Here is a 24,571-nt window from a genome sequence, read left to right as displayed (position 1 = left end):
TCAGCCCTGCAGACGGGTGCCGTCGGCGACCCGCGGGGTGTCCGCGCCGTCGACGGTGACGTCCCCGACGACGACGACGTCGGCGCCGAAGTGCACGTCGCCCTCGACGACGAAGCGGGTCGCCTGCTTCAGGCTCGGCACCCCGTGCGCGAAGCGCTCCTCGAAGGCGGGGACGAGCTTGAACGGCTTGTCGAGGTCGACGTACGGGTCCGGGTGGTCGATGGTGCTGACCACGCTGGAGTGCTCGTCGAGCTCGAAGATGTCGGAGCGGACGAGCAGCAGCTCGTTGGTGGTCTTGACCGGGCGGAAGCGGTCGCGCGGGACGAACAGCGCGCGGGCGCCCTCGATCTTCTCGATGGCGGCGCCCATCGCCGTCTCGATCTGGATGACCTCGGTCGAGGACGCGTCGGACGGGTCGACGGTCTTGCGGTTGACGATGACCGGCAGGCCGAGCCCGACCTCGCCGCGCTCCTGCGCGTCGTCGAGCAGCGCCTTGACCACGCGCAGGTCGACCCAGAGGTTGTTGGCGTGGAACGTCGTGTGGCGCGAGGTGTCCTGGAAGAAGTGGTCCTCGCCCGGAGCGACCATCGCGCTGTCGCGCAGCACGAGCCGGCCGTCGGCCTTCCGGACGGCGAGGTGGCCGCCCTTGCGGTCGTTGACGGTCCGCTCGCACACCTCGGCGACGTAGGGGACGTCGTTCGCGACGATCCAGGCGGCGATCCTCGGGTCGCAGGTCGCACCGAGGTTGTCGGCGTTGGAGAGGAAGACGTAGCGGATGCCGCGCTCGAGCAGGGTGTCGAGGATGCCGGTGCGCTGCAGCGAGACGTAGACGTCGCCGTGGCCGGGCGGGCACCACTCGAGCGCCGGGTCGGCCGGGTGGTCGACGGGGGTGAGGTCGTCGGCGCGCAGCTTGGGCTCGGCGGACTGCAGGAAGTCCAGCGGCAGGCCCTCGACCTCGAGGTCGGGGTAGCGGTGCAGGATCTCCAGGGACTCCTCGCGGGTGCGGAAGGAGTCCATGAGGACGAGCGGCAGCGCGACGCCGTACCGCTCGCGGAGCGCGAGGACCTGGCGGCAGATGACGTCGAGGAAGCTCAGGCCGTCCTTGACCGGCAGGGCGCTCTTGGGGCCGGTGATGCCCATCGAGGTGCCGAGGCCGCCGTTGAGCTTGACGACGGCGACCTGCCCGAGCGCCTCGGCGAGCGCGGCCTCGTCGAGGTCGACGTCGTCGGGGGTCGGCACGTCGGTCAGCGGCTCGATCGTGTCCTCGGGGACGACGCCGCCGGAGCCGGTCTGCAGGATCTGCTCCAGCTGCCCGTACGACGACGCGAACGCCCGCACCGACAGGTCGTCCTCGCCGTGCTCCGCCATGCGCTTCTCGGCCTGCGCCAGACCCTCCGCACTCATGACCCTCACCCTACGATGACCGACGTGGAGGACGCCGCGACGGCCAAGCGCGACGCGCGACGCGCTGCGCGGGAGCGCCGACGCGAGCTCGTCGCGGTCCGCGACCTGGCCGCGGACGGGGAGGCGCTGGCCCGCTGGGTCGTGCCGCTCGTCGCGCTGCACGCGGGCGGTCGGGCGCGGGTGGCGCTCTACGAGGCGTACGGCGTCGAGCCGCCCACCAGCGCGCTCGTCGCGGCGCTGGGCGCGGCCGGGCACGAGGTCGTGCTGCCGCGGATGCTGGCCGACCGGTCGCTGGAGTGGGTGACCGTGGGCGGCGAGGAGCTCGGCGCGGACGGGATCTCGCTCGCGTCGGTGGTGCTGACGCCGGGGCTGGCGGTCGACCGGGCCGGGGTGCGGCTGGGGCAGGGCGGCGGGTCGTACGACCGGGCGCTGCGCCGGCGGCGGCGGGACGCGCTCGTGCTCACGCTCCTGCACGACGGTGAGGTCCGCCCCGTCGGCACCCTCCCCGCCGAGGAGCACGACGAGCCGGTCGACGGGGTGGTCACCCCCGCCGCGGGGTTCCTCGACCTGCGCCCGCCGCCGGGTCTCACGCCGGAGCAGCTCCTGCGCTGGCGCCGCTCCCGCTGAGGGCCCTGGACATTATCGGGTCGCCCGAGAATGTCGGGCCCCGCAGGAGAACGGTTGTCCGGCAGAGGCTGACGTTATCGGGCGACCCGATAATGTCCGGAGCCGCTTCAGGGGGTGCGGGAGGAGCTGAGGGTCAGGGTCTGGTCCGCCGCGGCCTTGACGGCGGCCTCGGAGGACGGCCAGGGGTACTGGCGGCCCTCGGCCCACGCGTCGGCCTGGTCGACGTAGTGCGGGCTGCCGGCGTGACCGCTGTTGCCGCTCTGGTTGACCCACGTCGAGGCGTCGAGGTCGCCCAGGTCGACGACCATCCGCATCGACGGGGCGCTGGTGACGTCGAAGGTCGAGGAGTCGAAGGCGCCCGCGCGGGTGCCGGACTTCCCGGCCGCGTTGTAGCCGTTCGCGTCGACGATCGACGAGCCGCCGGGCAGGCCGATGGGGCCGCGGTTGAAGATCGCCCGGACGTACCACGGCACCGCGTCGCCGCCGAGGACCTGCGAGCGGAAGGTCACCTGGTGCAGCTCGCCCCACGACCACGTCACGGGGTCCTTGCCGAGGTGCCGGGTCAGGTCGAGGCGCGCCCCGACGAGCGCCTTCTTGAGGATCTCGTCACGGCTCTCGACGACGCCGGGGGTCTGCTTGTCGTCCCACCACGGGTTGTTCGGCTGCTGCAGCAGCGCCGTCACCGCGGCCATCCACCGCGAGCTCCCGTTGGCCTGCAGGTCGGTCGGGAGCTCGTCGTTGAAGGTGTACTGCAGCAGCCGCACCCACACCGCGTTGAAGTACGCCGCCCGGATGCCCGCCTTGGACTTGTCCGCCGGCTGCGTCCAGTCCCAGTCGGCGAGCAGCTGGCGGCCCTGCTCGGTGAACTGCGCGAGCGCGACGTCGGTCGTCGGATCCTCCTCGACCGTGCTGCTGAGGTCGACGGAGAGCAGGGCCTTGACCAGGACCGGCGCGAACTCGTTCGTCGTGTCGAGCTGCATCGAGCGCATGTCGTCGGGCGAGACCTTGCCGCCGCCGGCGATCCTGGCCGTGACCATCGTCGTGATCCGGTCGGCGCGGTAGCCCAGGTCCCAGTCGGTGGTGAGGAACGGCCCGCCGCGGGCGGTCGTCACCTGGTTGTTGGCCGTGACGACGTACCCCGCCGGCGGGTCGTACGCGTACGGCAGCCGGTCGAAGGCGACGTACCCCTTCCAGTCGTAGGCGCTGTCCCAGCCCGGCGCCGGCCAGTAGCCCGGCACCGTGTTGGGCACCGACGTCGCGCGGACCGGGATGAGTCCCGGTGTCTGGTAGCCGATGTGGCCGGCGGTGTCGGCGTAGACGAGGTTCTGCGCCGGGACGGCGAAGAGCTTGGCCGCGGCCTGGAACGACGGGAAGTCGGTGGCGCGGTCGAGGGCGAAGATCGCGTCGGCCGTCGTCGACGGGACCAGCCCGGTCCAGGCCAGCGAGACGGCGTACGTGTCCTGCTGCGGCGTGAGCCGCACCAGCGCCTTGCGCCCCACCGCGGCGGCCGAGTCGACGACGTCGCTGACCACCGGACCGTGCACGGTGCTGCGGACGGTGATCGGCACGTCCTGCCCGCCCGCGACCTTGATCGTCTCCGTGCGCGTGGTCAGCGGCACCTGCTTGCCGTCGCGCAGGTACGAGCCGTCGGTGACCTTCTCGAGGTAGAAGTCGGAGACGTCGGCGCCGAGGTTGGTGAAGCCCCAGGAGATCTTCTGGTTGTGCCCGATGACGACGCCCGGCAGCCCCGCGAAGGTGAAGCCGGAGACGTCGAACGGGCAGGTCGCCGAGACGGTCCGGCAGTGCAGCCCGGTCTGGTACCAGATCCCCGGCATCGTCACGGCCAGGTGCGGGTCGTTGGCCAGCAACGGCTTCCCCGTGGTCGTGTGCGCGCCGCCGACGACCCACGAGTTCGAGCCGATGCCCTCGCCGTGGCCGACGAGGGTGGGCAGCGCGTCGAGGGCCTGCTGCACGCCGGCGTACAGGTCCGACGCCCCGGCGGCCACCGCGGGGTCGCCGGTGGTGACCGCGGCGGGCGCGGCGAGCAGCGCCGACGGCAGCGCGGACCCGGCCGACGTCGTGCGCGGCGACCAGTCCTGGGGCGAGAGGATCGACGGGTGCCCCGTCGAGGCGTAGTCGGGGTAGATGAGCTTCAGCTGCGCCTGGCTGTACGACGTCCCGAGCCGCGCCCGGGCGAGCTCGTCGTCGTAGTTGGCCCGCAGGTCCCACGCCATCGCCTTGAGCCAGGTGAGCGAGTCGAGCGCCGACCAGCGCTCGATGGTGTAGCCGGGCAGCCTCTGCGCGAGCACGGGGTACTCGAGCGAGACGTTGGCGTTGTCGCCGCCGGACCGGGCCAGGTAGTCGTTGACGCCGTCGGCGTAGGCGGAGAGGTAGGCACGGGTCGACGGCGCGAGCTTGGGCAGCTCCTGCTCGGCCACCCGCCGCCAGCCGAGGGTGCGCACGACCCGGTCGGTCGCCACGCCGGCGGACCCCACGAGCTCCGCGAGCCGCCCGGCGGTCACGTGCCGGCGGAAGTCCATCTCGAAGAACCGGTCCTGCGCGGCGACGTACCCCTGCGCGCGGAAGAGGTCGTCGGCGGAGTCGGCGTAGATCTGCGGGACGCCGCGCCCGTCGCGGTAGACGGTGACGTCGCCGCCCAGGCCGTCGAGCTGGATCCGCCCGGAGGTCTGCGGGAGCGACTGGCGCAGCAGCGCCGTGCCGACGACCGCGACCAGCCCGAGGAGCAGGACGAGCAGCACCGCGACACCGACCCCGACCCTCCGGAGGACTTGCGAGCGCTGCACCCTGCGAGACTAACCGCGGCACGACGACCCGGTGAGGAGGCCTGCCGTGACCACGACCGTCTTCTCCCTCGACGACCTCACCCGCTCGCTGCTCATCGGATCGGTCGTCCTGCTCGTCGCCGTCGTCGCCGTCCGGCTGTCGGTGCGCTCCGGCGTGCCCGCCCTCCTGCTCTTCCTCGCCATCGGTCTCGGCATCGGCGAGAGCGGCCTCGGCATCCGCTTCGACGACGACGCCCTCACCCAGGTCCTCGGGTACGCCGCGCTCGTCCTCATCCTCGCCGAGGGCGGGGTGACGACCCGCTGGTCGGGGGTACGACGCTCCGTCGCGCCCGCCGCGGTCCTCTCCACCGTGGGGGTGGTCGTCTCGGTCGGCGTGGTGGGCGTCGCCGCGCACTACGTCCTGCACCTGGACTGGTCGGTCGCGTTCCTCGTCGGCGCCATCCTGTCCTCGACCGACGCCGCCGCCGTCTTCTCGGTGCTGCGCACGGTGCCGCTGCCGCGGCGGCTCTCGGGGCTGCTCGAGGCCGAGTCCGGGTTCAACGACGCCCCGGTCGTCATCCTCGTCGTCTCGCTCGCCGGGCTCACCGTCCCGACCGCGGCGCACCACCCGTGGTGGTTCCTCCTGCTCGAGGCCGTGGGCGAGCTGGTCGGCGGGGCCGCCGTGGGGCTGCTGCTCGGCTGGGGCGGCGCGTCATTCCTGCGGCGGGCGGCGGGGGCCTCCAGCGGCCTGTTCGCGATCGGGGTGCTCGCCACCGCGGTGCTCGCGTACGCCGTCGCCGACTCCGTCCACACGAGCGGGTTCATCGCGGCCTACCTGTGCGCCCTCGTCCTCGGCAACGTCGACCTGCCGCACCGCGCGGCCGTGCACGGCTTCGCCTCCGCGCTCGGCACCATCGCCCAGATCGGGCTCTTCGTGCTGCTCGGGCTGCTCGCCTCGCCGTCCGCCCTGCTCGAGCGGGTGCCGACGGCGATCGTCATCGGCCTCGTCCTGCTGCTCGTCGCCCGGCCGCTGTCGGTGCTCGTCTCGCTCACGCCGTTCCGGGTGCCGTGGCGCGACCAGGTGTTCCTCTCGTGGGCGGGGCTGCGGGGCGCCGTACCGGTCGTGCTCGCGACCGTCCCGACGACGGTCGGCACCCCCGGGACGGGGTGGGTCTTCGACCTCGTCTTCGTCCTCGTCGTCATCTTCACCCTGCTGCAGGCGCCGACCCTGCCGTGGCTGGCCCGGCGGCTCGACGTCGCCGAGTCGGTCCAGCAGGTCGCGCTCCAGGTGGAGACGACACCGCTGGAGCGGATGCACGCCGACGTCGTCCAGGTGACGGTGGGCGAGGCCTCGCGGATGCACGGGGTCGAGGTCTTCGAGCTGCGGCTGCCGCGCGGGGCGACGGTGACCCTCGTCGTCCGCGACGGTGAGGCGCTGGCGCCGACGCCGCGCACCACGCTGCGGCGCGGCGACCAGCTGCTCATCGTCACCACCGCGGCGGCCCGTGCCGCGACCGAGGCGCGGGTGCGGGCCGTCGACCGCGGAGGCCGGCTCGCGGGGTGGGCCTGAGCGGGCCGTAGACTCCGGCCGTGCCCACCTACGCCTACTCCTGCACCGAGTGCGGCCACGCCTTCGACGCCGTGCAGTCCTTCACCGACGACGCCCTCACGACGTGCCCGGAGTGCGGCGGCCGGCTGCGCAAGGTCTACGGCTCGATCGGGGTCACCTTCAAGGGGTCCGGGTTCTACCGGACCGACTCGCGCAGCTCGGGCTCGAACGGGAAGCCCGGCGGCGACAAGCCGTCCTCCGGCTCGTCCGACGCCGGCAAGAAGGACTCCTCGGGCACGTCGTCCACGGGCTCGTCCTCCGGGTCCACCGGGTCCTCGAGCACCTCGTCCTCGTCGAGCGCGTCCTCCGGCTCGTCGTCGAGCTCCTCCTCGAGCACCGCCTCCTGAACGTGACCCCCGTCGTCCGCCGGCTCACCGCCGACGACGCGGACCGGGCCGGCGCGCTCGGGCAGGAGGCCTTCGGCCCGTGGCCGGCCGGCACCGCCACCCCCGTCGTCGACGCCGACGGCCGGCGTCCGTGGGGCGCCTTCGACGGCGACGTCCTGCTGGCCAAGGCCACCGCCCGGCCGTACGAGTCGTGGTGGCACGGCACCCCGGTCGCGACGACGGGCATCGCCGGTGTCGCCGTGGCCGCCGAGGCCCGCGGCGGCGGGCTGCTCGACGCGCTCTTCGCGGCGGTGCTCGCCGAGGCGGCCGAGCACGGCGAGGTGCTCTCGACGCTCTACCCCACCGCACCGGGCATCTACCGGCGCTTCGGCTACGAGACCGTGACCAGCCTCGACGAGGTCGAGCTGTCGGTCGCGTCGCTCGCGCGGGTGCCGGCTCCCGCCGGGGTCGCCGTACGGCGCGCGACCCTCGCCGACGTGCCCACGGTGCGTCGCCTGTACGACGCCTGGGCCGCCTGTCAGCACGGACCGCTGCGGCGCTCCGGGCCGTCCTTCCCCGCCACCGACGAGGAGCTGCTCGCCTCCGCCACCGGCCTCTCGCTGGCGCTCGACGGCGACGAGCCGGTCGGGTTCGCGCTCTGGCAGCGCGGCGCGGGGTACGACGCCGCCGCCGTCGGTCTCACCGTGCGCGACCTCGTGGCGCTGACCCCCGAGGCCGCGGCCGCGCTCTGGCGGGTCGCGGGCTCGTTCGCCTCGGTCTCCGGGGCGGTGCGGCTGCGCACGTCGGGGTCGCTCGCGAGCGACCCCGTGCGGCGCGTGCTGCCCGGCAGCCCCGGGCGGCTCGTGGACAGCCGGCCCTACATGCTGCGGGTGAGCGACGTGGCCGCGGCACTCACGCTCGCCGCGCGCGCGTCCGGGTGGTCGGGTCGGGCCCGGCTGGCCGTGACGGGCGACCCGGCCGGGCAGGACGGGACGTACGTCGTCACCGCCGGGGGCGCCGAGCGCACCGACGGCCCGGCGGACGTGGTCGTCCACCCGCGCGGGCTGGCCCTGGCCTTCGCCGGGGTGGCCGCGGCGCGGACGCTGCGCGAGGACGGGCTGGTGTCCGGACCCGGCGACGACGCCGTCGACGCGTTCGTCGACGGGCTGGCCGGTCGGGCACCGGTCCACGTGCGCGACTACTTCTGAGCCGTCGTCCACAACCCCCTCCGCGGGGCCGGGCCGTCCACAGCCCGGCGGCCGGAGGGCCGGGTCGCGGGACGGGTCGGCCTAGGGTCGGGACCATGACGACGACGACGCCCACCGCCCGCCGGGTCACCGGGTCCGAGCCACTGGCCGAGATCGGCCTCATCGGCGGCTCGGGTTTCTACGAGTTCTTCACCGACGCCGAGCGGGTGTCGGTGGCGACGCCGTTCGGGGAGCCGAGCGACGACGTCGTCGTCGGCGAGGTCGACGGCCGTCGGGTCGCCTTCCTCGCCCGGCACGGGCAGGGCCACCGCTTCCCGCCGCACCGGGTCAACTACCGGGCCAACCTCTGGGCGCTGCGGGCGCTCGGCGTCCGGCAGGTCCTCGCCCCGTGCGCCGTCGGGTCGCTGCGCCCCGAGCTCGGGCCCGGCACCCTCGTCGTCCCCGACCAGGTGGTCGACCGCACCTGGGGCCGCGCCCACACGGTGTACGACGAGCCCGGCCCCGTCGTGCACGTCCCGTTCGCCGACCCCTACTGCCCCCGGGGCCGGGCGGCGGTCGTCGGCGCGGCCGAGGAGGCGGGTCTGCCGCACGCCGCCGACGGCACGCTCGTCGTGGTCAACGGCCCCCGCTTCTCCTCCCGCGCGGAGAGCCGCTGGCACCAGGCCGCGGGCTGGAGCGTCGTCGGCATGACCGGGATGCCGGAGGCGTCGGTGGCCCGCGAGCTGGCGCTGTGCTTCACCACCGTCGCGCTCGTCACCGACCTCGACGCCGGGGTGGAGGGCGACGCGGGGGTCACCCACGCCGAGGTCATGGAGGTCTTCGCGGCCAACATCGAGCGGCTCAAGGCCGTGCTGCGGGCGACGGTGCCGCGCCTGCCGGAGGCCGAGGACGACGCGGCCGCGACCTGCGGCTGCCGCCGGGTGCTCGACGGCCTCACCCTGCCCGTCGACCTGCCCTGACGTGGGCCCGACGTGAGCCCCGAGGTGTCGCCCGGCGCGCCCGACCTCACGGCCGAGCTGCTCTCGGGGCTGGACGACCTCGACCGCCCTCCCCCGCCCCCCTCGCGGTCCGCCATGCTGCGTCGACGGCTGCCGCCGGTCCTGACCGCGCGCGGGCGCGAGGGTCGGTGGCGGCGCGACCGGGCCCGTCGGGTCCTCGCCGCCCTGCTCGTCGCGGTGGCCGCGGGGGTCGTCGTCGAGCAGATCCGCCCGCACCCGGCGCCGGTCGGCGACCTCGTCGTCGTCGCGGCGCGCGACGTGACCGCCGGGACGCGCCTCGCCGACGGCGACGTCCGGCTCGAGCGGCGCCCGGTGGGCCAGCACCCGGTCACCGCCCTCACCACCACGGCCGACGTCGTCGGCCGGGTCGCCGCCGGCACGGTCGACGCCGGCGAGGTCTGGACGCCCGGGCGGCTGGCCGGGCCGGGCCTGCTGGCCGGGACCACCGGTCGCGTCGCGGTCGCCGTCCCGCTGCCCACCGATCCCGGCACGGTCGGGGTCGTCGCGGGCGGCACCGTCGACCTGCTCGCGACCGGCACCGGCGCGGTGCTCGCCGACCACGCCCTCGTCCTCTCCCTCCCGCGCACCGGAGGCGACGACGCCCTGGGCGGTGGCCCGACGTGGAGCGTCGTCCTGGCCGTCACGCCCGCGCAGGCCGGCGCCGTCGCCGGTGCGCTCGGGGCCACGTCCGGCGGCCCTCCCCTGCTCGTCGTCCACGGTCCCTGACGGCCGCGCCGTCAGGACCCGCGCGTTCACCGCGGCGACACAGGCGGGGGCTAGGGTGCTGAGCCACCATCCCCCGGCTCGGGCGCGGGACGACCCGAGGAAGGCAGGACCATCGTGATCAAGGGCTTCAAGGACTTCCTCATGCGAGGGAACGTCATCGACCTCGCCGTCGCGGTGGTCATCGGCGCCGCGTTCGGGGCCATCGTCAAGGCGCTCGTCGACAACATCATCAACCCACTCATCGCCGCGATCTTCGGGAAGCCCGACATCAGCGGAGTGGGGACGTTCGCCATCAACGGCGCCGCCTTCTCCATCGGGGCCGTCCTGCAGGCGATCCTCAACTTCCTCTTCGTGGCCGCCGCGGTGTACTTCGTCATCGTCACCCCCATGAACCGCCTGATGGCTCTGCGCAAGACGGGCGACGAGCCCGAGCCCGCCGCTCCCTCCGAGGACGTCTTGCTCCTTCAGGAGATCCGCGACCTCCTGCGCGGCCAGAGCCTCGAGCACCGCCAGGACCTGCCGCCGGCCCCGCCCGCCCCGCCGTCCCAGTACTGAGCCCCCCGGGCCCGAGGGACGTCTTCTTGCTCCGGACGTGCCCGTCCGCACCGGATCCCGGTCCAGGAAGGGCACATCCGCAGCAAGGAGAGGTCCCTTGGCGCGTGCACTCCGAGCGGCGGTCAGCCCCAGTGCGGGGGGCGCTGCTCGACGTACCAGCGGTCGCGGGCGTCGCCGGGCTCCGGCGCCTCACCCCAGCCGGCGTCCGTGTCGTCGCGGGTCTGGTCCAGCCCGCCGTCGTCCGGACGCGGAGGCGTGCCCCCGGTCGCGGGGCGGGTCACCCGGCGGTGCCGACGCCGTCGCCCGGCGCCGTCGGGGCCGGACGACCCGTCGCTCACCGCCACGTGTCCTCGTCCAGCGACGCGGTCGGGCGACCCGGGGCCGACCCGGCCCGGACGGCGCTGACGACGCGGGCCACCTCGCGGGCCGGGTCGCGGTAGAGGTCGGTCGACCACACCCGCGTCACCCGCCAGCCGGCGGCGACGAGGTGCTCCTCCCAGAGCCGGTCCCGCTCGCGGGTGCCGGTGAGGCCGACGTACGGCGCCCCGTCGCCGCCGATGGCGAGCGGGTGCTCGGGCGCGGCGGGGTCGACGACGGCGAGGTCGACGCGGCGGCCGGTGCCGACGCCCTCGCGGACCTCCAGGCCCTCCCAGCGCAGTCGCGTGGCGAGGTGCCCGAGGAGCGGGCCGACGTCGCGGCCGTCGGTGGCCCACCCGAGCCCGGCGACCCGTTCGGCGTCGACGAGCAGCGCCCGCAGCGCCAGCGGCCCCGGTTCGGTGAGCCGCGTCGCGTCCAGGTCCTCGGGCGCCAGGGCGGTGACGACCGTGACGCGGCGGCGGGCCGAGGCGACGGCCGCCCGCAGCAGCCGCCCGGCCCCCGGCCCGGCGAGGTCCGGGAAGCGGTGCAGCACCCGGCCGTGCGGGGTCTTGCCGTACCCGACCGACAGCAGCAGCGCGTCGCAGCGGCGACCGCCGAGGCTGTCGAGGTGGTGCACGGGGACGCCGTCCGGCCCCAGGCGGGCCAGCGTGTCGGCGAGCTCGCGGGGCAGCTCGCGCAGCTCGTGGTCGAGGACCTCGCGCAGGCGGTCGGCGTGCGCCCGGGTGACCCCGACGACGCCCAGTCGCTCGTGGGGGCGGTCGCGCAGGTGCTCGACGACGAGCTCGACGACGCGGGAGGCCTCGACCTCGGTGGACTCGATGGCCGACTTGGCGCCGGCGGTCACCCGCCCGGCACCCTCGACCCGCTCGACCCGGACCGGTGAGGCCTGGTCGGCGCCGGGCACGGTGACGAGGTCGGCCAGGCCGTCCCGGCCCCGGACCAGCCCGGTCAGCCGCTCGTCGCGACGCAGGTGGTCCCAGTGCAGCCGGCGGGCGGGCAGCAGACCGGTCAGCGCCTCGAGCACCGACCCCGGAGCGGGGACGGTGCGCGGGGCGGCCTGCTCGTCGCGGGCCGCGCCCTCCGGCGTGACGGTGAAGGGGGTGGGCGGTGCGCCGTCGGGGTCGCCGACGACGACCACCTGGCGACCGCGGCTGAGCGCCGCGACCGCCTCGGGGACCGTGAGCGCCCCGGCCGACTGGACGACGACCACGTCGAAGCCCACCCCGGGCGGGAGGGTCTCGGCGACGGCGTACGGGCTGAGCGCCCAGATCGGCTTCGTCGCGTGCAGGAGCGGTCCGCACCGACCGAGGAGGGTGGAGAGCGCCTGCGGGCGCCTCGCGCCGTCGACCTCGGCCAGCAGCGACGCCGCGGCGGCCCGGTCGGCCGAGACGGCCGCGCGGACGGCGCGGTCGACCCCGGCCCGGACCACGGCGGCGGTCGTCGTCTCCCGGGCGCGGTCGGCGGCCCGGTACGACGACGCCGCGGCCCGCAGCTGCTCGCCGTCGTGGCCGGAGTAGCGGGGGTCGTCGGCGCGCACGTGGCGCAGGACCGACGTCCACCAGACGAGCTGGAGCTCGGCGTCCACGTGCTGCGGCGGGACGCGGCGGGCGGCGAGGTCGTCGACGAGGTCGCCGAGACCGCCGGCCCGCAGCTCCTCGAGCACGGGCACGACCTGCGGGAGGACGGCGAGCCGGTCGGTCCGGGCGGCCAGCGCGGCCAACCGGTCCCCGAGGTCGGCGAGCGGGACGGCGCTCAGCCCCCCGCCGGCCGCGGTCGTCGCCAGCCGGGCCCCCAGCCAGTCGAGGTCGCGACGCAGCGTGTCGTGGGCAGCGACGGCCTCCTCGAGCCGGGGCGAGATCTCCGGCCGTCCACCGGCACCGACGAGGTCCTGCCAGGCGCGGCGGTGCCGGCGCGCGGCGACGAGCTCGGCGTGCAGGTCGGCCGGCGGACGCCCGGGGCGCAGCAGCCGTCGCGCCTGCTGGCGCACCCGCATCCGCGTGACGGTCCCGAGGTCCGAGCCCTCGGCGCGGCGCTCGGCCGCGGAGGCCGTCGCGGCGACGTGCTCGTCGAGCGGGGTGTCGAAGACCTCGGGCCGGAAGACCTCGAGGGTCTGGCGGACGCCGGCCATCGTCGTCAGCGCGTGGCCCCAGTCATCCACGGTCGCGGCCCGCGGCAGCGACGACTCCTCGAGGATGACGTCGAGGAGCGCCGTCGCGCGGTCCAGCCCGCCGCCGCCGAGCCGGGTGACGATCTCGCGGGCCCGCTCGACCTCGGCGTCGGTGAGCACGTGGGCGCCGTACCAGGGGTCCGTCGCGTCGACCGCCCCGCCCGGGACCGCGTCGTCCTCCGCGGTCGCCACGACGACGTCGTCGAGGTCGTCGTCGAGGTCGTCGTCGAGGTCGTCGCCACCGTGAGCGTCCTCCGTGTCCTCCGTGTCCTCCGTGACCTCGTCGGCCTCGTCGGTCTCGAGCAGCTCGACCGGCTCCTCCTCGACCGGTTCCTCGACCGCAGGTACGGCGACCTCGGTCACCACCGGGGCGCCGTCGCCGTCGTACCCCCACGCCCCGACCCGCGCCGCCTCGGTGAGCCGCGCCGCGACGGCGTCGAGCCGGTCGCGGGTGAGGCCGCGCAGGGCGGGTCCGACGAGCCGGACCCGCGAGGCGGGGGCGTCGTGGCGCTGCGCCAGCTCGGCGACGGCGGCCTGGGCCTCGTCGGCGCTGACGCCCCAGGGCGCCCTCGGGTCGTGCAGCGCGGCGACGTGACCGCGCAGGAGCTCGCGGGCCCGGGCCAGCGGTCGGACGTCGTCCTCGGGCCGCTGCTGCTCCCCGCGGTCGACGACGGCCTGGAAGGTGTCGACGACCTGCTGGAGCGTGACCCGCCGGTCGGTCGCGGCGACGACGCCGTCGAGGACGAGGTCGCGCAGCCCGACGCCGTCGAGACGCACGAGCAGGTCGGTGACGTCGCGCCGGCGGGGCGAGACGACGAGCACCGAGCGGCCGCGGGCGGCGAGCGCCGCCCCGAGGGCGGCGACGGTCTGCGTCGCCCCGCTGCCGTCCGGCGCGGTGACGGCGAGGCTGGCACCGGCGACGACGGCGGCGACGACGTCGGCCTGCCCGGCGTCGAGCGGCAGGACGTGCTGCTCGTCGGCGGGGTCGCGGTCGGCGACGGGCGCCGGGTCCGGCAGTCGACGCAGCGCCGTTCGGGCGGCCTCGTCGCCGGCGAGCCCGGCGACGACCGGGTGCACGAGGAGGGCGTCCGCGTGGTCCGCGAGGTCGGCGACGAGGTCGAGCTTGCTGTGCGGGAAGGTGCCGACGAGCAGCCGCGAGCTGACGGCGAACCCGGTGAGCCCGGCGCAGGCCCGCTCGAGGACGCGATAGGCCGGGGTCGGGTCGAAGCCGCCGGCGACGGCGGCGCTGGCCGTGAGCGCCTGCTCGTCGAGGCGGATGCCGGCCTGCTCGGCCAGCGCCCGGACCAGGACCGGGTTGACCTCGACCTCGGGACCGAGCTGGAGCTCGAGATCGTGCGAGGTGGGCCGCAGCCGGACCGGGCGCAACAGCACCGGCGCGATCGGCCGGCGCCCGGTGCCGACGCCCCACGTGGCCAGGCCCATCGCCGCGAACCCGACGAGCAGCCCGCGCTGCTGCAGGACGAGGTCGCAGTGCTCGGCGATGGCCTGCGCCCGGCGGCGGGCGACGACGAGGGCGGCCGGCTCGCGCACGAGGTCGCCGATGGCCGTGGCCCGACCCGTGACGAGCTTCGAGATCCCGCCCGGGTGGGCCATCGTCAGGTCGAGGAAGCTGCCCGCGTGGACGTGCGCGGGGTCGAACCACAGCAGCGTGTTCCGGCCGGCGACGTCGGCGAGCGCCTGCTGCCACCGCCGTACGGCGTCCCGTGGCTCCGGCGCGACCTGCCCCCCGTCCGGGGCGGACGTCGGCGACGGCGGCGGCCCGGCCGGCGGCTGCTCGACCGGACCGGCCTGCTCGTCCGGACCGGTCCGACCTGCCGCCTCACTCACCCCCGCAGGCTAACCAACGCGGCGTCAGCGACGACGCAGGCGACCCTTGGGCGGCAGGGCGAGCCGGAAGATCTTGCCCCAGGTGGAGCCGAGCTGCTTGTAGAGCGGACCCGTGTTGTAGGGCAGGCCGTAGCGCTCGCAGATCTCGCGCACCTTCGGAGCGACCTCGATGTACCGGTTGGACGGCAGGTCGGGGAAGAGGTGGTGCTCGATCTGGTGGCTGAGGTTGCCGGTCATGAAGTGCATGGCCCGGCTGCCGGAGATGTTGGCCGAGCCGATCATCTGCCGGACGTACCAGTCACCGCGGGTCTCGCCCTCGATCATCTCCTCGGTGAAGGTGTCGGCCCCGTCGGGGAAGTGCCCGCAGAAGATCACCGCGTGCGCCCAGACGTTGCGGATCGCGTTGGCCGTGAGGGTGCCGGCGAGCGCCGGGCCGAACGAGCCGGTGAGCGCGGCGACGGCCGGGGTGGCGAGGTAGTCCTTGCCGAACTGCCGGGCGACCTTCTTGCCCATGGCGCGCAGGTCGCGCCGCAGCTCGGTCTTGGACTTGTTGCCGGCCTGGACCTCGTCGAGCTCGAGGTCGTAGACGGCGATGCCCCACTCGAAGATCGGCGCGAGCATCGCGTTGTAGAGCGGGTTGCCGAGGTTCCACGGCTGCCACTCCTGGTCCTCGCTCATCCGCAGGATGTTGTAGCCCACGTCGCGGTCCTTGCCGACGACGTTGGTCCACACGTGGTGCAGGTCGTTGTGGGTGTGCTTCCACGACGCGGCCGGGGTGACGAAGTCCCACTCCCAGGTGGTCGAGTGGATGTCGGGGTCGCGCATCCAGTCCCACTGGCCGTGCAGGACGTTGTGCCCGATCTCCATGTTCTCGATGATCTTCGCGACCGAGAGCATGCCGACGCCGGCGACCCACATGACGGGGTGCTTGGCGAAGACGAGGCTCGCGCGGCCGGCGAGCTCGAGGGTGCGCTGGGCGCGGATGACGCGGTGGATGTACGCCGCGTCCTTGGCCCCGCGGTCGGCGAGCACGGAGTCCTTGATCGCGTCGAGCTCGCGGCCGAGCTCGGCCACCTGCTCGTCGGTCAGGTGCCGGGCCGCCTCGGGACGCACGAGGGGGTGGCCCTCGGTCTCGAACATGAAGCGGCGCGGGCGCGCCGGGGCGGTGGTGGCGGTCGTCTCGACCCGCTCTGCGGTGGCGGTCATGGGTTCTCCTTCGGGTGTCCTGCTGGACGAGGGAAGTGCGGGATGGGGGCGCCGTACGGCGGCGCGGGGCCTAGACGTCGAGGTAGACGTCGCCGGCGGCGGTGGACACGCAGGTCTGGATGAGCTGGCCCTCGTCGCCGTGGACCTCACCGGTGCGCAGGTCGCGCACCCGGCCGGCCTGCAGCGGGACGAGGCAGCTCTGGCAGATGCCCATGCGGCAGCCGCTGGGCATGATGACGCCGGCGTCCTCGCCGGCGTCGAGCAGGGTGGTCGCGCCGTCGGCGTCGACCTCCTTGTCGGACTTCTCGAAGACGACGCGCCCGCCGTCGCCGCCGGACCCCGGCAGCGTGATGGGGGCGAAGCGCTCGATGACCAGCCGCGACTCGACCTCGGCGGCCCTCCACAGCGCCTCGGCGTCGTCGATCATCTCGGTCGGACCGCAGACGTACGTCGCCCGCTCGCGCCAGTCGGGCACGGTGGCGTCGAGGTCGTCGGTGGAGGTGAGGTCGAAGCGGCGGCCGCGCTCACCGGTGATCCAGTGGTGGACGGTGAGGCCGTGGTCGAGGCCGGCGAGCTCCTCGAGCTCGTCGCGGAACAGCGCGGTCTCCCGGGTGCGGGCCGAGTGGACCAGCTCGACGTCGGCGTCGCTGCGCCGCCGGACGAGCGTGCGCACCATCGACATCACCGGGGTGAGGCCGCTGCCGGCGGTGAGCATGAGCAGCGGGCGCGGGTGCTCGGGGAGCACGAAGTCGCCCTGCGGCGGGCTGAGGAAGAGCACGTCGCCCGGCTCGGTGCGGTGCACCAGAGCCTCGGAGATCGCGCCGATCGCCGTCACGGTGATGGCCGGGTCCTCGCCGCCCGCGGTGGTCAGCGAGTACGAGCGCCACTGGCGGACGCCGTCGATGTCGACGCCGATCCGGGCCCACTGGCCGGCCTCGTGCGCGTGCCAGCCGCGGCCGGGCCGGAAGTGGATCGTCGCCGAGTCCGGCGTCTCGCGGTCGACGCGGGTGACGATGCCGCGCAGCTGGCGCGCGGACGACAGCGGGTTGACCAGCCGCAGGAAGTCCTCGGGCGCGTGCGGCGTCGTGAAGACGGACGCGAGGCGCGCGAGAGGGTTGAGGCGGGTCATACAGTCCATGGTCCCATCCGAGGGCCCCGCGGCTCTCGTGCCCGGGCATACAGTGTGCGCACCCTCAATTGTCTCCACGCGATAGTTTCCGGAGGTTCCAGCGTGGCCACAGGTTCCATCGACCAACCATGGCTGTCCCTCCCGGCTGAAATCGTGCCTGTGATCCGCCCCACTCTCCCGGACCTCGTGGAGGAGATCATCCGGGCGATCCGCGAGGGGGTGCCCGCCTACGCCCGGCCCTTCGAGGGGCGCTTCGGGCAGGCCGTGCGGCGGGGCACGGAGGTCGCCCTGAGCAGCTTCCTCGGCCTCGTCGGCACCTCGCGGCCGCCGCTCACGGACGAGGCCCGCGACGTCTACACGACACTCGGTCGGGGGGAGGTGCGCCAGGGCCGCACGCTCGACTCCCTCCTGGCGGCCTACCGGGTCGGGACCCGGGTGACGCTGCGGCGCTTCTCCGAAGCGGCCATGCGCGCCGGGTACGACGCCACGGTCATCGTCGCCCTCTCGGAGAGCGTCCTCGCCTACATCGAGGAGGTGTCCTCGGCGAGCGCGCAGGGCTTCGCCTTCGAGCAGTCCGAGCGGGCCGGGGAGACCGACCGGCGACGGGTCGAGGTGCTCGAGCTCATCCTGCGCGGCCAGGCCGACGAGGTCGCGGTGCAGCAGGCCGCGGCCGCGGCGGGCTGGGCGGTGCCGGCGACCATGGTCGCGGTCCTGCTGCCGCCGGAGGAGGCGGCGGGCGGGCGGCTCGCGCTCGGACCGCGCGCGATCGTCGCCGCCCGCGAGGCGGACGCCGTGGCCCTCGCGCCGGCGCCCGGCTCGGGGCGGGACCGTCGGGCGCTCGAGATCGCGCTGCACGACCGCGGCGCGGTGGTCGGGCCGCCGCGCGACTGGTCCCGGGTGCCGGAGTCGCTGCGGCTGGCGGTCTCCGCGAGCGCCGTGCTGCTCCCCGAGGGAGCGCCCGTACGACGCCCCGGCGACCCCCTGTGGGTGCAGGACCACCTCACCGACATCGTCCTCGGCGCCGAGGCCGGCGCCCTGGCCGACCTCGGCGCGCGTCGGCTGGCCCCCTTCTCGACGCTGCGCCCCGGCGCCCGGGCCAAGCTCGAGCAGACGCTGCTGGCCTGGCTGCGGCACTGGGGCCAGCGGGCGCCGGTGGCCGACGAGCTGGGGATCCACCCCCAGACCGTCGGCTACCGCGTCGCCCAGCTGCGCGAGCTCTTCGGCGACGACCTCGAGGACCCGCAGGTGCGCTTCGAGCTCGAGCTCGTGCTGCGGGCCCGTCCGGCCCCCGCCGACCCGGGCTGAGGCCCGGGGCGGGACGTCGCCGCCACGTCTCAGAGGTCGAGCTGCTTCTTCAGCCGGTCGATGTGCTGCGAGGCCTCGGCCTTGCTCATGTCGGCGGGCAGCTCCTCGCCGGCCTGCCGGGCGAGGTTGTCCAGGTAGCTCTTCTGCGCCTCCGTGATCGGGTCGTCGCCGCTCACCCACTCGCTGGGGTCGCGCTCGAGGGCCGGGTCGGGCGTCTGGGCGTCGGCGGTCGCGCCGAGGGTCTCGCCCTCACGGCGGTCGGTGGTGTCGGGGGTGTGCTCGTCGGTCATGCCGCCACCATGCCCCCCACCACCGACAGGCAACCTCCGACCGGTCGGCCTCAGGCCAGCAGCCCGGCGATGATCGCGTCGACGGTCCGCTCGGCCTCGCGGCGCAGCACCCGCGGCGGCTGGCCGCGCAGCGGGCCGCCGAGGGCGAGCAGGGCGTAGCCGTGCACGGCGGACCAGCACGGCCACTCGGCGCCCCGCCGCCGGCGGGGGCTGAGCAGGCCCGCCTCGACGAGGCCGTCGAGGGCCTCGACGAGCCGGGCCAGCGGCGCCGGCAGCCGGTCGGCGGGCGGCAGGGCGTCGACGTCCTGCGGCGCGGGACCGCCCGGCAGGGCGCTGCTCATCCCGAACGCCGTCTCGAACCACCCCGGCTCGGCGAGGGCGAAGTCGACGTACCCGAGCCCGACGGCGCGCAGGGCACGCACCGGGTCGGGCGGCGCGCGACGGCCGCCGCGCGCCGACTGCATCCGCGCGACCATGCCCTCCTGGATCGCCGCGGCGACGGCGGCGAGCAGCGCGTCCCGGTCGGCGAAGTGCCGGTAGGCCGCGTTCGGCGACACCCCGACGCGCCGGGTCACGTCGCGCAGCACGAGCGCGGACGGACCCCCGGCGCGCGTGAGCTCCAGCCCCGCCTCGACGAGGGCCTCGCGCAGGTTCCCGTGGTGGTACGTCGCCCGGGCCGGAGCCGACATGCCACTCACCTCCGGGGTTGACCTGGGGCCGCTCGTGTGTACGGTGTGAACATAGCTGATGTGGACGGCGTCCACACTCACCGCCCACGGCACGCCACTCGACGAGGAGACCCCGTGACCAGCACCGCTCCCCAGCCCACCGCCCTGCCCCCGGTCACCGACGAGGCGCAGTGGCGGCAGGCCCTCGCCGACCTCCGGGTCCGCGAGAAGGCCGCGACCCGCGAGCTGGACGCCATCGCCGCCCAACGCCGGCGGCTGCCGATGGTGCAGCTGCCCGACTACACGCTGGTCGGGGCCGACGGACCGGTGCGTCTCGTCGACCTCTTCGACGGCAAGCACCAGCTCGTCACCTACCACCACATGTGGTTCCCCGGCGAGGAGTGGCAGTGCGGCGGCTGCACCGGCTTCACCTCGCAGTTCACCCGGCTCGACTTCCTCCAGCCGTACGACGCCCGTTTCGTCGTCGTGACCCAGGGCCCGATCGACGAGGCCCTCGCCTACCGCGAGAAGGTGGGCAACCGGATGACCTGGTACTCGACCGCCGACAGCCCGTTCGGCCAGGACATGGGCGCGGGTCCCGGTGAGGGCTTCGCCGTCAACGTCTTCCTCCGCGACGGGGACACCGTCTACCGGACGTGGCACACCGACGGCCGCGGAACGGAGCAGCTGAGCCACTTCTTCCCCCTCCTGGACATCCTGCCGTGGGGCCGGATGGAGGAGTGGCAGGACTCCCCCGAGGGCTGGCCGCGCACGCCGGCGTACGAGGGCTGGGAGGGCTCGAAGGACATCGCCCGGCTCTACGGACCGGGCAGCGGCCACCGGGACTGAACTGGGGCGGCGCTGTCGGTGGACGGCGCCGCCGCGGTCTGCTCGGCTGGGACCATGAGCGCCGACGCCGTGCCCACCGCCCCCGCCGTGCCCGCCGACGACCCCGCGCTGGCCACCGCGGCCGCGCGGTTCGAGGCCACCCTCGGGCGCGAGTCGCTCCTCGAGTTCGCGCTCACCCCGCTCGACACGGTGGGGGTCCCGGTGTGGTCCTCCTGGTGGAGCGACGGTCGGAGCGGGACCGGGGGGATCGGCTACGGCCCCAGCGAGCAGCGCGCCCGCGTCGGCGCGCTCGGCGAGTGCGTCGAGCACGTCTGCGCCGGTCGCGCCCTCGACGGCGCCCCGACCGAGGAGGGCTCGCTCGCCGAGCTGCGCCGCCGCCACGGGCGGGAGGGTGTGGTCGACCCGCGGCTGCTGGGCCTGCCGGCCGGTGTCGCCTTCGACGACGACACCCCGCTCGTCTGGTGGCCGATGACCCGGCTCGCCGACGGCGCGACGGTGCTCGCCCCGGCCGAGCTCGTCGCGAGCGCGGGGTCGGAGCTGCCGGCGACGCGCCCGCCGGGCGGGTGGCTCACCACGCCGGTCTCGAACGGCCTGGGCGCCGGGTCGAGCCTCGAGCAGGCCCTCGCCCACGCCGTCCTCGAGATCGTCCAGCGCGACGGCAACGGCCTGTCCTTCCGCGCGTTCGACACCGGGCAGGTGCTCGACCTCGACGGCGTCACCGACCCGGTCACCCGCTGGGCCCTGGACCGGCTTCGGGCCGCCGGGGTGCAGGTGCTGGCCAAGATCGCCTCGACCGACTTCGGCATGGCCAACATCGACGTCGTCGGCGCCGCCCCGGACGACGACGTCCTGTCCGCGACCGCGTGCGGCGAAGCCGTCCACCCCGACCGCGAGGTGGCGCTGCGCAAGGCCGTCCTCGAGTTCGCCAACGCCCGCCCTCGCAAGCAGCTGATGCACGGTCCGCTCGACGCCGTCCGGGCCATCGCCCCGGCGCACTACGAGGGCGTCATCACCGCGATGGACCCGGCGGGCGAGGAGCAGCGGGTCCTCGACGCCATGGTCGGGTGGCTGAGCCTCGCGCGCGAGCAGTGGCGCCCGCTGGTCGACGCGAGCGTGCTGCGCACCGACGCCGTCGTCCCCTTCACCGGCCTCCCGACGACGACCGCCGACGGCGACGCCGCCGCCCACCTCGCCGACGTCACCGGTCGCCTCACAGCCCAGGGGTACGACGTCCTGTACCGCGACCTCTCGCCCGCCGGCGACGACGCGGCCGGGGTGCACGCGGTCAAGGTCCTCGTCCCCGGGCTCGAGGTCGAGACGGTCGCCTACCACCGGATCGGCGAGCGCAACGTGCGACGTCTGCTCGACGACCCGCGGCACGACCTCGTCGTCGTCGGCGACCGCGGCCCCGACGGGTGGGCCCCGGTCCACCTCACCGACGAGGCGGTCGAGCGGCTCGGCGGCCGGGCGTGGCTCGACGTCGACGGCCTGGACCACCTCAGCGCGCCGCTGTTGCCGCTCTACCGCGAGCCCAGCCGGCACACCGCGCAGCAGCGGCTGGCCGAGCGCGATCGGTAGGCGCGAGGGGAGGACGGTCAGTCGGCGATCCGCAGCATCGAGGTGTTCGTCGTCGCCCACCGCACCCCGCTGCCCAGCACCGCGTCGCCGGCGGGCGTGCCGGGCACCGGCGGCGTCCCGTAGAGGAAGGCGAACGCGGGTGGCACCCGACCGGTGACCTCGGTGAGGCGTCGTACGGGAGCGTGGATCTCGCGCTCGACGTCCTCCGGCGTGGTGATCATCCGCGCGGCCGCGTGCGAGGCCGTGTGGGCGGCGACGACGTGCCGCTCGGCGAGCCGGGCGAGGTCGTCCCAGGTCATGAACCAGGGTCCCTCCGGCTCCTCGTCGAGGATGGTCACGTCGTGCTCGAGCGCGAAGGCGCGCTGCTGCTCGGGCTCGACCTCGAGCAGCGCGGTCGGCGGGTAGAACCAGGCGCTGATCCCGAGCTCCTCGCAGACCGGCGCGGCGACGGTGACGTTGTTGCGGTAGGAGTCGTAGAACGCCGGCACGAACCCCGGGCGGTCGCGGTGCCACCGGCCGGTCTCGACGAACCGGTCGAGGTCCTCCGGCAGCAGCGGGTCGTAGTGATCGAGGTAGGCCGCGAGCTGGGCGCGCAGGTCGTCCCGCCGGGCCTCGGGGGTGTTGTGCCAGTTGACGACCCGCACGAACGCGCCCGCCGCGAGGGCGTCGCGGTGGAAGTCGCGCCCGAGGACGCCGAGGCGGTCGGGGTCAGCCATCGGCCCGCTCCCCCGTCGTCTCGTCACCGGGCACGCGTCGGCGGCTGAGGTGCCGGTCGGACAGCACGACGAGCGCGTCGATGACGTGCGGGGCGCCGGTCTCGTCCGGCCACTCGTCGGCCGGGGGGAAGCCGGCCGCCTCGAGCCCGGCCCAGTAGCCGTCGAAGAGCTCTGCGAGCCGAGCGCCCTCGGCCCGCGCCGCGTCGTCCTCGACGACGAGCCGGCGCCCGGGGCGCAGGTCGGCGACGGCGAGGACCATGGCGATCCCCTCCCGCTCCAGCTCGAGGCCGCGCACCTCCTGCAGCGCCGCGAGCGGGTCCGCCGCCGCGGGCCGCGCGAGGTCGGCTCCCAGGTCGTCCCCGCTCACTTCAGCCCCGTCCGCGCCACGCCCTGCACGAAGTACTTCTGGAAGATCGCGAAGACGACGAGCATCGGCAGGATGGACAGGAACGACATGGCCAGCAGCGGCCCGAAGTTGGTGCTGAACTGGCTGATGAGGAACTGCAGCCCGACCGGCAGCGTGTAGGCGTTGGGGTCGGTGAGCACGATGAGCGGCCAGACGAACTCGTTCCAGCGCCACATGAAGGTGAAGATCACCAGCGCCGCGATGAGCGGCTTGGACAGCGGCAGGACGATCGACCGGAAGATCCGCAGGTGGCTCGCCCCGTCGATGCGCGCGGCCTCGATGAGCTCGTCGGGGACGCCGAGGAAGAACTGCCGGGCCATGAACAACCCGAACGCCTCCGCGAGCCGCGGCAGCACGACGCCCCACGTGCTGTTGAGCAGCCCGAGGTCGATGACGATCTGGAACTGCGGGACCATGATGACCTGCACCGGCACCATGAGCGTGCTGATGATGGCGAGGAAGAACAGGTTGCGCAGCGGGAACCGCAGCTTGGCGAAGGCGTAGCCCGCGCTGAGGTTGATGGCCAGCGTGAGGGTCACCGAGAGCACGGCGATGACGACCGAGTTCAGCAGCCAGCGCGCGAAGGGGTACTGCGACCACGGGTCGACGTAGTTGCGCCACAGCCACTCCTGCGGCCACAGCGCGACCGGGAGCCGGCTCAGCTCGTCGGTGCTGGCGAACGAGGTCCGCAGCATCCAGTAGACCGGGAACATCATGAGCACGACGACGACGACCGCGAGGACGAGCCGGGTCCGCACGACCCGGGGCGGCTGCGGCGGCTCGTGCCGGATCGGGCGCACGCCCTCCTCGTCGGGTCCGGATCCGGGCTCGGATCCGGGGGCTCCGGTCGCGGCGGCGGCGGTGACGACCTGGCTCATGCCTCGTCCCTCCGGCGGTCGAGCCTCCACTGCAGGACGGTGAAGGCGAGGACGATGACGTAGAGGATGACGCCGATCGCGGCGGCGTACCCCTGGCGTCGCTGGTTGAAGCCCTGGTCGTAGGCGTACTGCACGAGGAAGGTCGTCGACGTGCCCGGTCCGCCGCGGGTGAGGACGTAGACGACGTCGAAGACCTGGAAGCTGCCGATGATCGAGTAGACGACGAGGAAGAACGTCGTCGGGCGCAGCAGCGGCCAGGTGATGTGCCGGAACCGGCGCCACCCCACCGCACCGTCGACGGCCCCGGCCTCGTACAGCTCGCCCGGGATCGCCTGCAGCCCGGCGAGGTAGACGACCATCCCGAAGCCGACGCCCTGCCAGGTCGTCACGACGATGACCGAGACCATCGCGGCCAGGCCGTTGCCCTGCCAGTCGACGGTGGGCAGCGACAGCGACGACAGGAGCTGGTTGAGCAGCCCGATGAGCGGGTCGAAGAGCCGCAGCCAGATGATGCCGGCGGCCACGCCGGAGATGACGACGGGCACGTAGACCAGGGCGCGGAACAGCCCCCGGGCCGGCAGGGCGCGGTTGAGCAGGAGCGCTGCGCCGAGCCCGAGCACGATGCCGAGCGGGACGGTGATGACGGTCAGCACGACGGTGTTGAGCAGCGACTGCCAGAACGTCGGGTCACCCGCGATGTGCCGGTAGTTGTCCAGCCCCAGGAAGCGCATCCGCCCGAAGCCGGAGTAGCGGTTGAGCGAGTACCAGACGGTCATCGCCAGCGGAACGAACATGAAGACGGTGAAGACGAGCAGCGCCGGTGAGGCGAGGACCACGCCGGCCCACTGCTCGGCCCGCCGCGCGCTGAGCACCACCCGGGACGTCGGCCGGCGCCCGGTGGTTGTGGCGGTCACCGG

Annotated in this window: 22 protein-coding genes; 10 read left to right on the top strand and 12 right to left on the bottom strand. The window is 74.7% G+C overall.

All coding sequences use genetic code 11. The features are described 5' to 3' along the window. Positions 1-1,404, bottom strand: coding sequence for a UTP--glucose-1-phosphate uridylyltransferase (locus FB458_RS10885; RefSeq protein ID WP_141848511.1), 1,404 nt, complete (start codon positions 1,402-1,404; stop codon positions 1-3). A gap of 15 nt (positions 1,405-1,419) precedes the next feature. Here FB458_RS10885 and FB458_RS10880 point away from each other — a divergent pair, with 15 nt between their 5' ends. Beyond that, a complete protein-coding gene (locus FB458_RS10880; RefSeq protein ID WP_141848510.1) occupies positions 1,420-2,031 on the top strand; it encodes a 5-formyltetrahydrofolate cyclo-ligase in 612 nt (203 codons plus the stop codon). A gap of 107 nt (positions 2,032-2,138) precedes the next feature. Here FB458_RS10880 and FB458_RS10875 read toward each other — a convergent pair whose 3' ends face one another. Continuing rightward, positions 2,139-4,835, bottom strand: coding sequence for a penicillin acylase family protein (locus FB458_RS10875; protein ID WP_141848509.1), 2,697 nt, complete (start codon positions 4,833-4,835; stop codon positions 2,139-2,141). Positions 4,836-4,881: 46 nt separating this feature from the next. Between FB458_RS10875 and FB458_RS10870 the strand changes: the two genes are divergently transcribed. The 6 genes from FB458_RS10870 to mscL all read left to right on the top strand — a co-directional run bounded on the left by FB458_RS10870 (position 4,882) and on the right by mscL (position 10,236). Next, positions 4,882-6,384, top strand: coding sequence for a potassium/proton antiporter (locus FB458_RS10870; RefSeq protein WP_246061163.1), 1,503 nt, complete (start codon positions 4,882-4,884; stop codon positions 6,382-6,384). A gap of 20 nt (positions 6,385-6,404) precedes the next feature. Next, positions 6,405-6,770 carry an FmdB family zinc ribbon protein gene (locus FB458_RS10865; RefSeq protein ID WP_141848507.1) on the top strand — a complete coding sequence of 122 codons (366 nt, stop codon included), beginning with the start codon at positions 6,405-6,407 and terminating at the stop codon, positions 6,768-6,770. Between the two features lie 2 nt (positions 6,771-6,772). Continuing rightward, a complete protein-coding gene (locus FB458_RS10860; protein WP_170185646.1) occupies positions 6,773-7,957 on the top strand; it encodes a GNAT family N-acetyltransferase in 1,185 nt (394 codons plus the stop codon). Positions 7,958-8,052: 95 nt separating this feature from the next. Then, entirely contained in the window at positions 8,053-8,916 is an 864-nt protein-coding gene (locus FB458_RS10855) for an S-methyl-5'-thioadenosine phosphorylase (RefSeq protein WP_141848505.1), read from the top strand. 12 nt (positions 8,917-8,928) lie between these two features. Beyond that, the gene (locus FB458_RS10850; RefSeq protein WP_141848504.1) at positions 8,929-9,681 is read left to right on the top strand and encodes an SAF domain-containing protein; all 753 of its coding nucleotides are present in this window, start codon (positions 8,929-8,931) and stop codon (positions 9,679-9,681) included. A 114-nt stretch (positions 9,682-9,795) separates the two neighbouring features. Continuing rightward, positions 9,796-10,236, top strand: coding sequence for a large conductance mechanosensitive channel protein MscL (gene mscL / locus FB458_RS10845; RefSeq protein ID WP_141848503.1), 441 nt, complete (start codon positions 9,796-9,798; stop codon positions 10,234-10,236). A 122-nt stretch (positions 10,237-10,358) separates the two neighbouring features. On the opposite strand, the gene FB458_RS10840 is transcribed toward mscL, so the two are convergent. The 4 genes from FB458_RS10840 to FB458_RS10825 form a co-directional block, all read right to left on the bottom strand. Beyond that, a complete protein-coding gene (locus FB458_RS10840) occupies positions 10,359-10,574 on the bottom strand; it encodes a hypothetical protein (RefSeq protein ID WP_141848502.1) in 216 nt (71 codons plus the stop codon). Continuing rightward, positions 10,571-14,629 carry a DNA helicase gene (locus tag FB458_RS10835; protein WP_141848501.1) on the bottom strand — a complete coding sequence of 1,353 codons (4,059 nt, stop codon included), beginning with the start codon at positions 14,627-14,629 and terminating at the stop codon, positions 10,571-10,573. The genes FB458_RS10840 and FB458_RS10835 overlap by 4 nt, the downstream gene beginning before the upstream one ends. 24 nt (positions 14,630-14,653) lie before the next feature. Further along, complete coding sequence (locus tag FB458_RS10830) at positions 14,654-15,769, bottom strand: fatty acid desaturase family protein (protein WP_246061541.1); 1,116 nt, start codon at positions 15,767-15,769, stop codon at positions 14,654-14,656. Positions 15,770-15,905: 136 nt separating this feature from the next. Continuing rightward, complete coding sequence (locus tag FB458_RS10825) at positions 15,906-16,964, bottom strand: ferredoxin reductase (RefSeq protein WP_141850476.1); 1,059 nt, start codon at positions 16,962-16,964, stop codon at positions 15,906-15,908. 54 nt (positions 16,965-17,018) lie between these two features. Between FB458_RS10825 and FB458_RS10820 the strand changes: the two genes are divergently transcribed. Next, positions 17,019-18,269: a helix-turn-helix domain-containing protein gene (locus tag FB458_RS10820; RefSeq protein WP_484177334.1), complete on the top strand. Its 1,251-nt coding sequence runs from the start codon at positions 17,019-17,021 to the stop codon at positions 18,267-18,269. Between the two features lie 29 nt (positions 18,270-18,298). Here the strand turns inward: FB458_RS10820 and FB458_RS10815 are convergent, their stop codons facing one another. Together FB458_RS10815 and FB458_RS10810 are read right to left on the bottom strand one after the other, a co-directional pair. Further along, positions 18,299-18,559, bottom strand: coding sequence for a DUF3072 domain-containing protein (locus tag FB458_RS10815; protein ID WP_141848498.1), 261 nt, complete (start codon positions 18,557-18,559; stop codon positions 18,299-18,301). 50 nt (positions 18,560-18,609) lie between these two features. After that, positions 18,610-19,248 carry a TetR/AcrR family transcriptional regulator gene (locus tag FB458_RS10810; RefSeq protein ID WP_141848497.1) on the bottom strand — a complete coding sequence of 213 codons (639 nt, stop codon included), beginning with the start codon at positions 19,246-19,248 and terminating at the stop codon, positions 18,610-18,612. 114 nt (positions 19,249-19,362) lie between these two features. On the opposite strand from FB458_RS10810, the gene FB458_RS10805 reads away from it, so the two are divergent. Both FB458_RS10805 and FB458_RS10800 read left to right on the top strand, forming a co-directional pair. Further along, positions 19,363-20,076, top strand: a complete 714-nt coding sequence (locus tag FB458_RS10805; RefSeq protein ID WP_141848496.1) for a DUF899 domain-containing protein — start codon at positions 19,363-19,365, stop codon at positions 20,074-20,076. Between the two features lie 54 nt (positions 20,077-20,130). Further along, the gene (locus FB458_RS10800; protein WP_141848495.1) at positions 20,131-21,654 is read left to right on the top strand and encodes a YcaO-like family protein; all 1,524 of its coding nucleotides are present in this window, start codon (positions 20,131-20,133) and stop codon (positions 21,652-21,654) included. A gap of 17 nt (positions 21,655-21,671) precedes the next feature. On the opposite strand, the gene FB458_RS10795 is transcribed toward FB458_RS10800, so the two are convergent. Genes FB458_RS10795 through FB458_RS10780 form a run of 4 tightly spaced genes read right to left on the bottom strand, consistent with a single transcriptional unit; the run spans position 21,672 to position 24,568 of the window. Then, complete coding sequence (locus FB458_RS10795) at positions 21,672-22,370, bottom strand: polysaccharide deacetylase family protein (RefSeq protein ID WP_141848494.1); 699 nt, start codon at positions 22,368-22,370, stop codon at positions 21,672-21,674. Then, positions 22,363-22,737, bottom strand: a complete 375-nt coding sequence (locus FB458_RS10790) for a hypothetical protein (RefSeq protein WP_141848493.1) — start codon at positions 22,735-22,737, stop codon at positions 22,363-22,365. Before FB458_RS10790 ends, FB458_RS10795 begins: the two co-directional genes overlap by 8 nt. Beyond that, positions 22,734-23,654: a carbohydrate ABC transporter permease gene (locus tag FB458_RS10785; RefSeq protein ID WP_141848492.1), complete on the bottom strand. Its 921-nt coding sequence runs from the start codon at positions 23,652-23,654 to the stop codon at positions 22,734-22,736. Before FB458_RS10785 ends, FB458_RS10790 begins: the two co-directional genes overlap by 4 nt. Then, positions 23,651-24,568 carry a carbohydrate ABC transporter permease gene (locus tag FB458_RS10780; protein WP_246061162.1) on the bottom strand — a complete coding sequence of 306 codons (918 nt, stop codon included), beginning with the start codon at positions 24,566-24,568 and terminating at the stop codon, positions 23,651-23,653. Before FB458_RS10780 ends, FB458_RS10785 begins: the two co-directional genes overlap by 4 nt. Positions 24,569-24,571 lie beyond the last annotated feature (3 nt).

It is taken from the genome of Lapillicoccus jejuensis, assembly GCF_006715055.1.
In the GTDB taxonomy this organism is placed as follows: domain Bacteria; phylum Actinomycetota; class Actinomycetes; order Actinomycetales; family Dermatophilaceae; genus Lapillicoccus; species Lapillicoccus jejuensis.
This window is presented reverse-complemented; position numbering and strand designations above follow the sequence as displayed.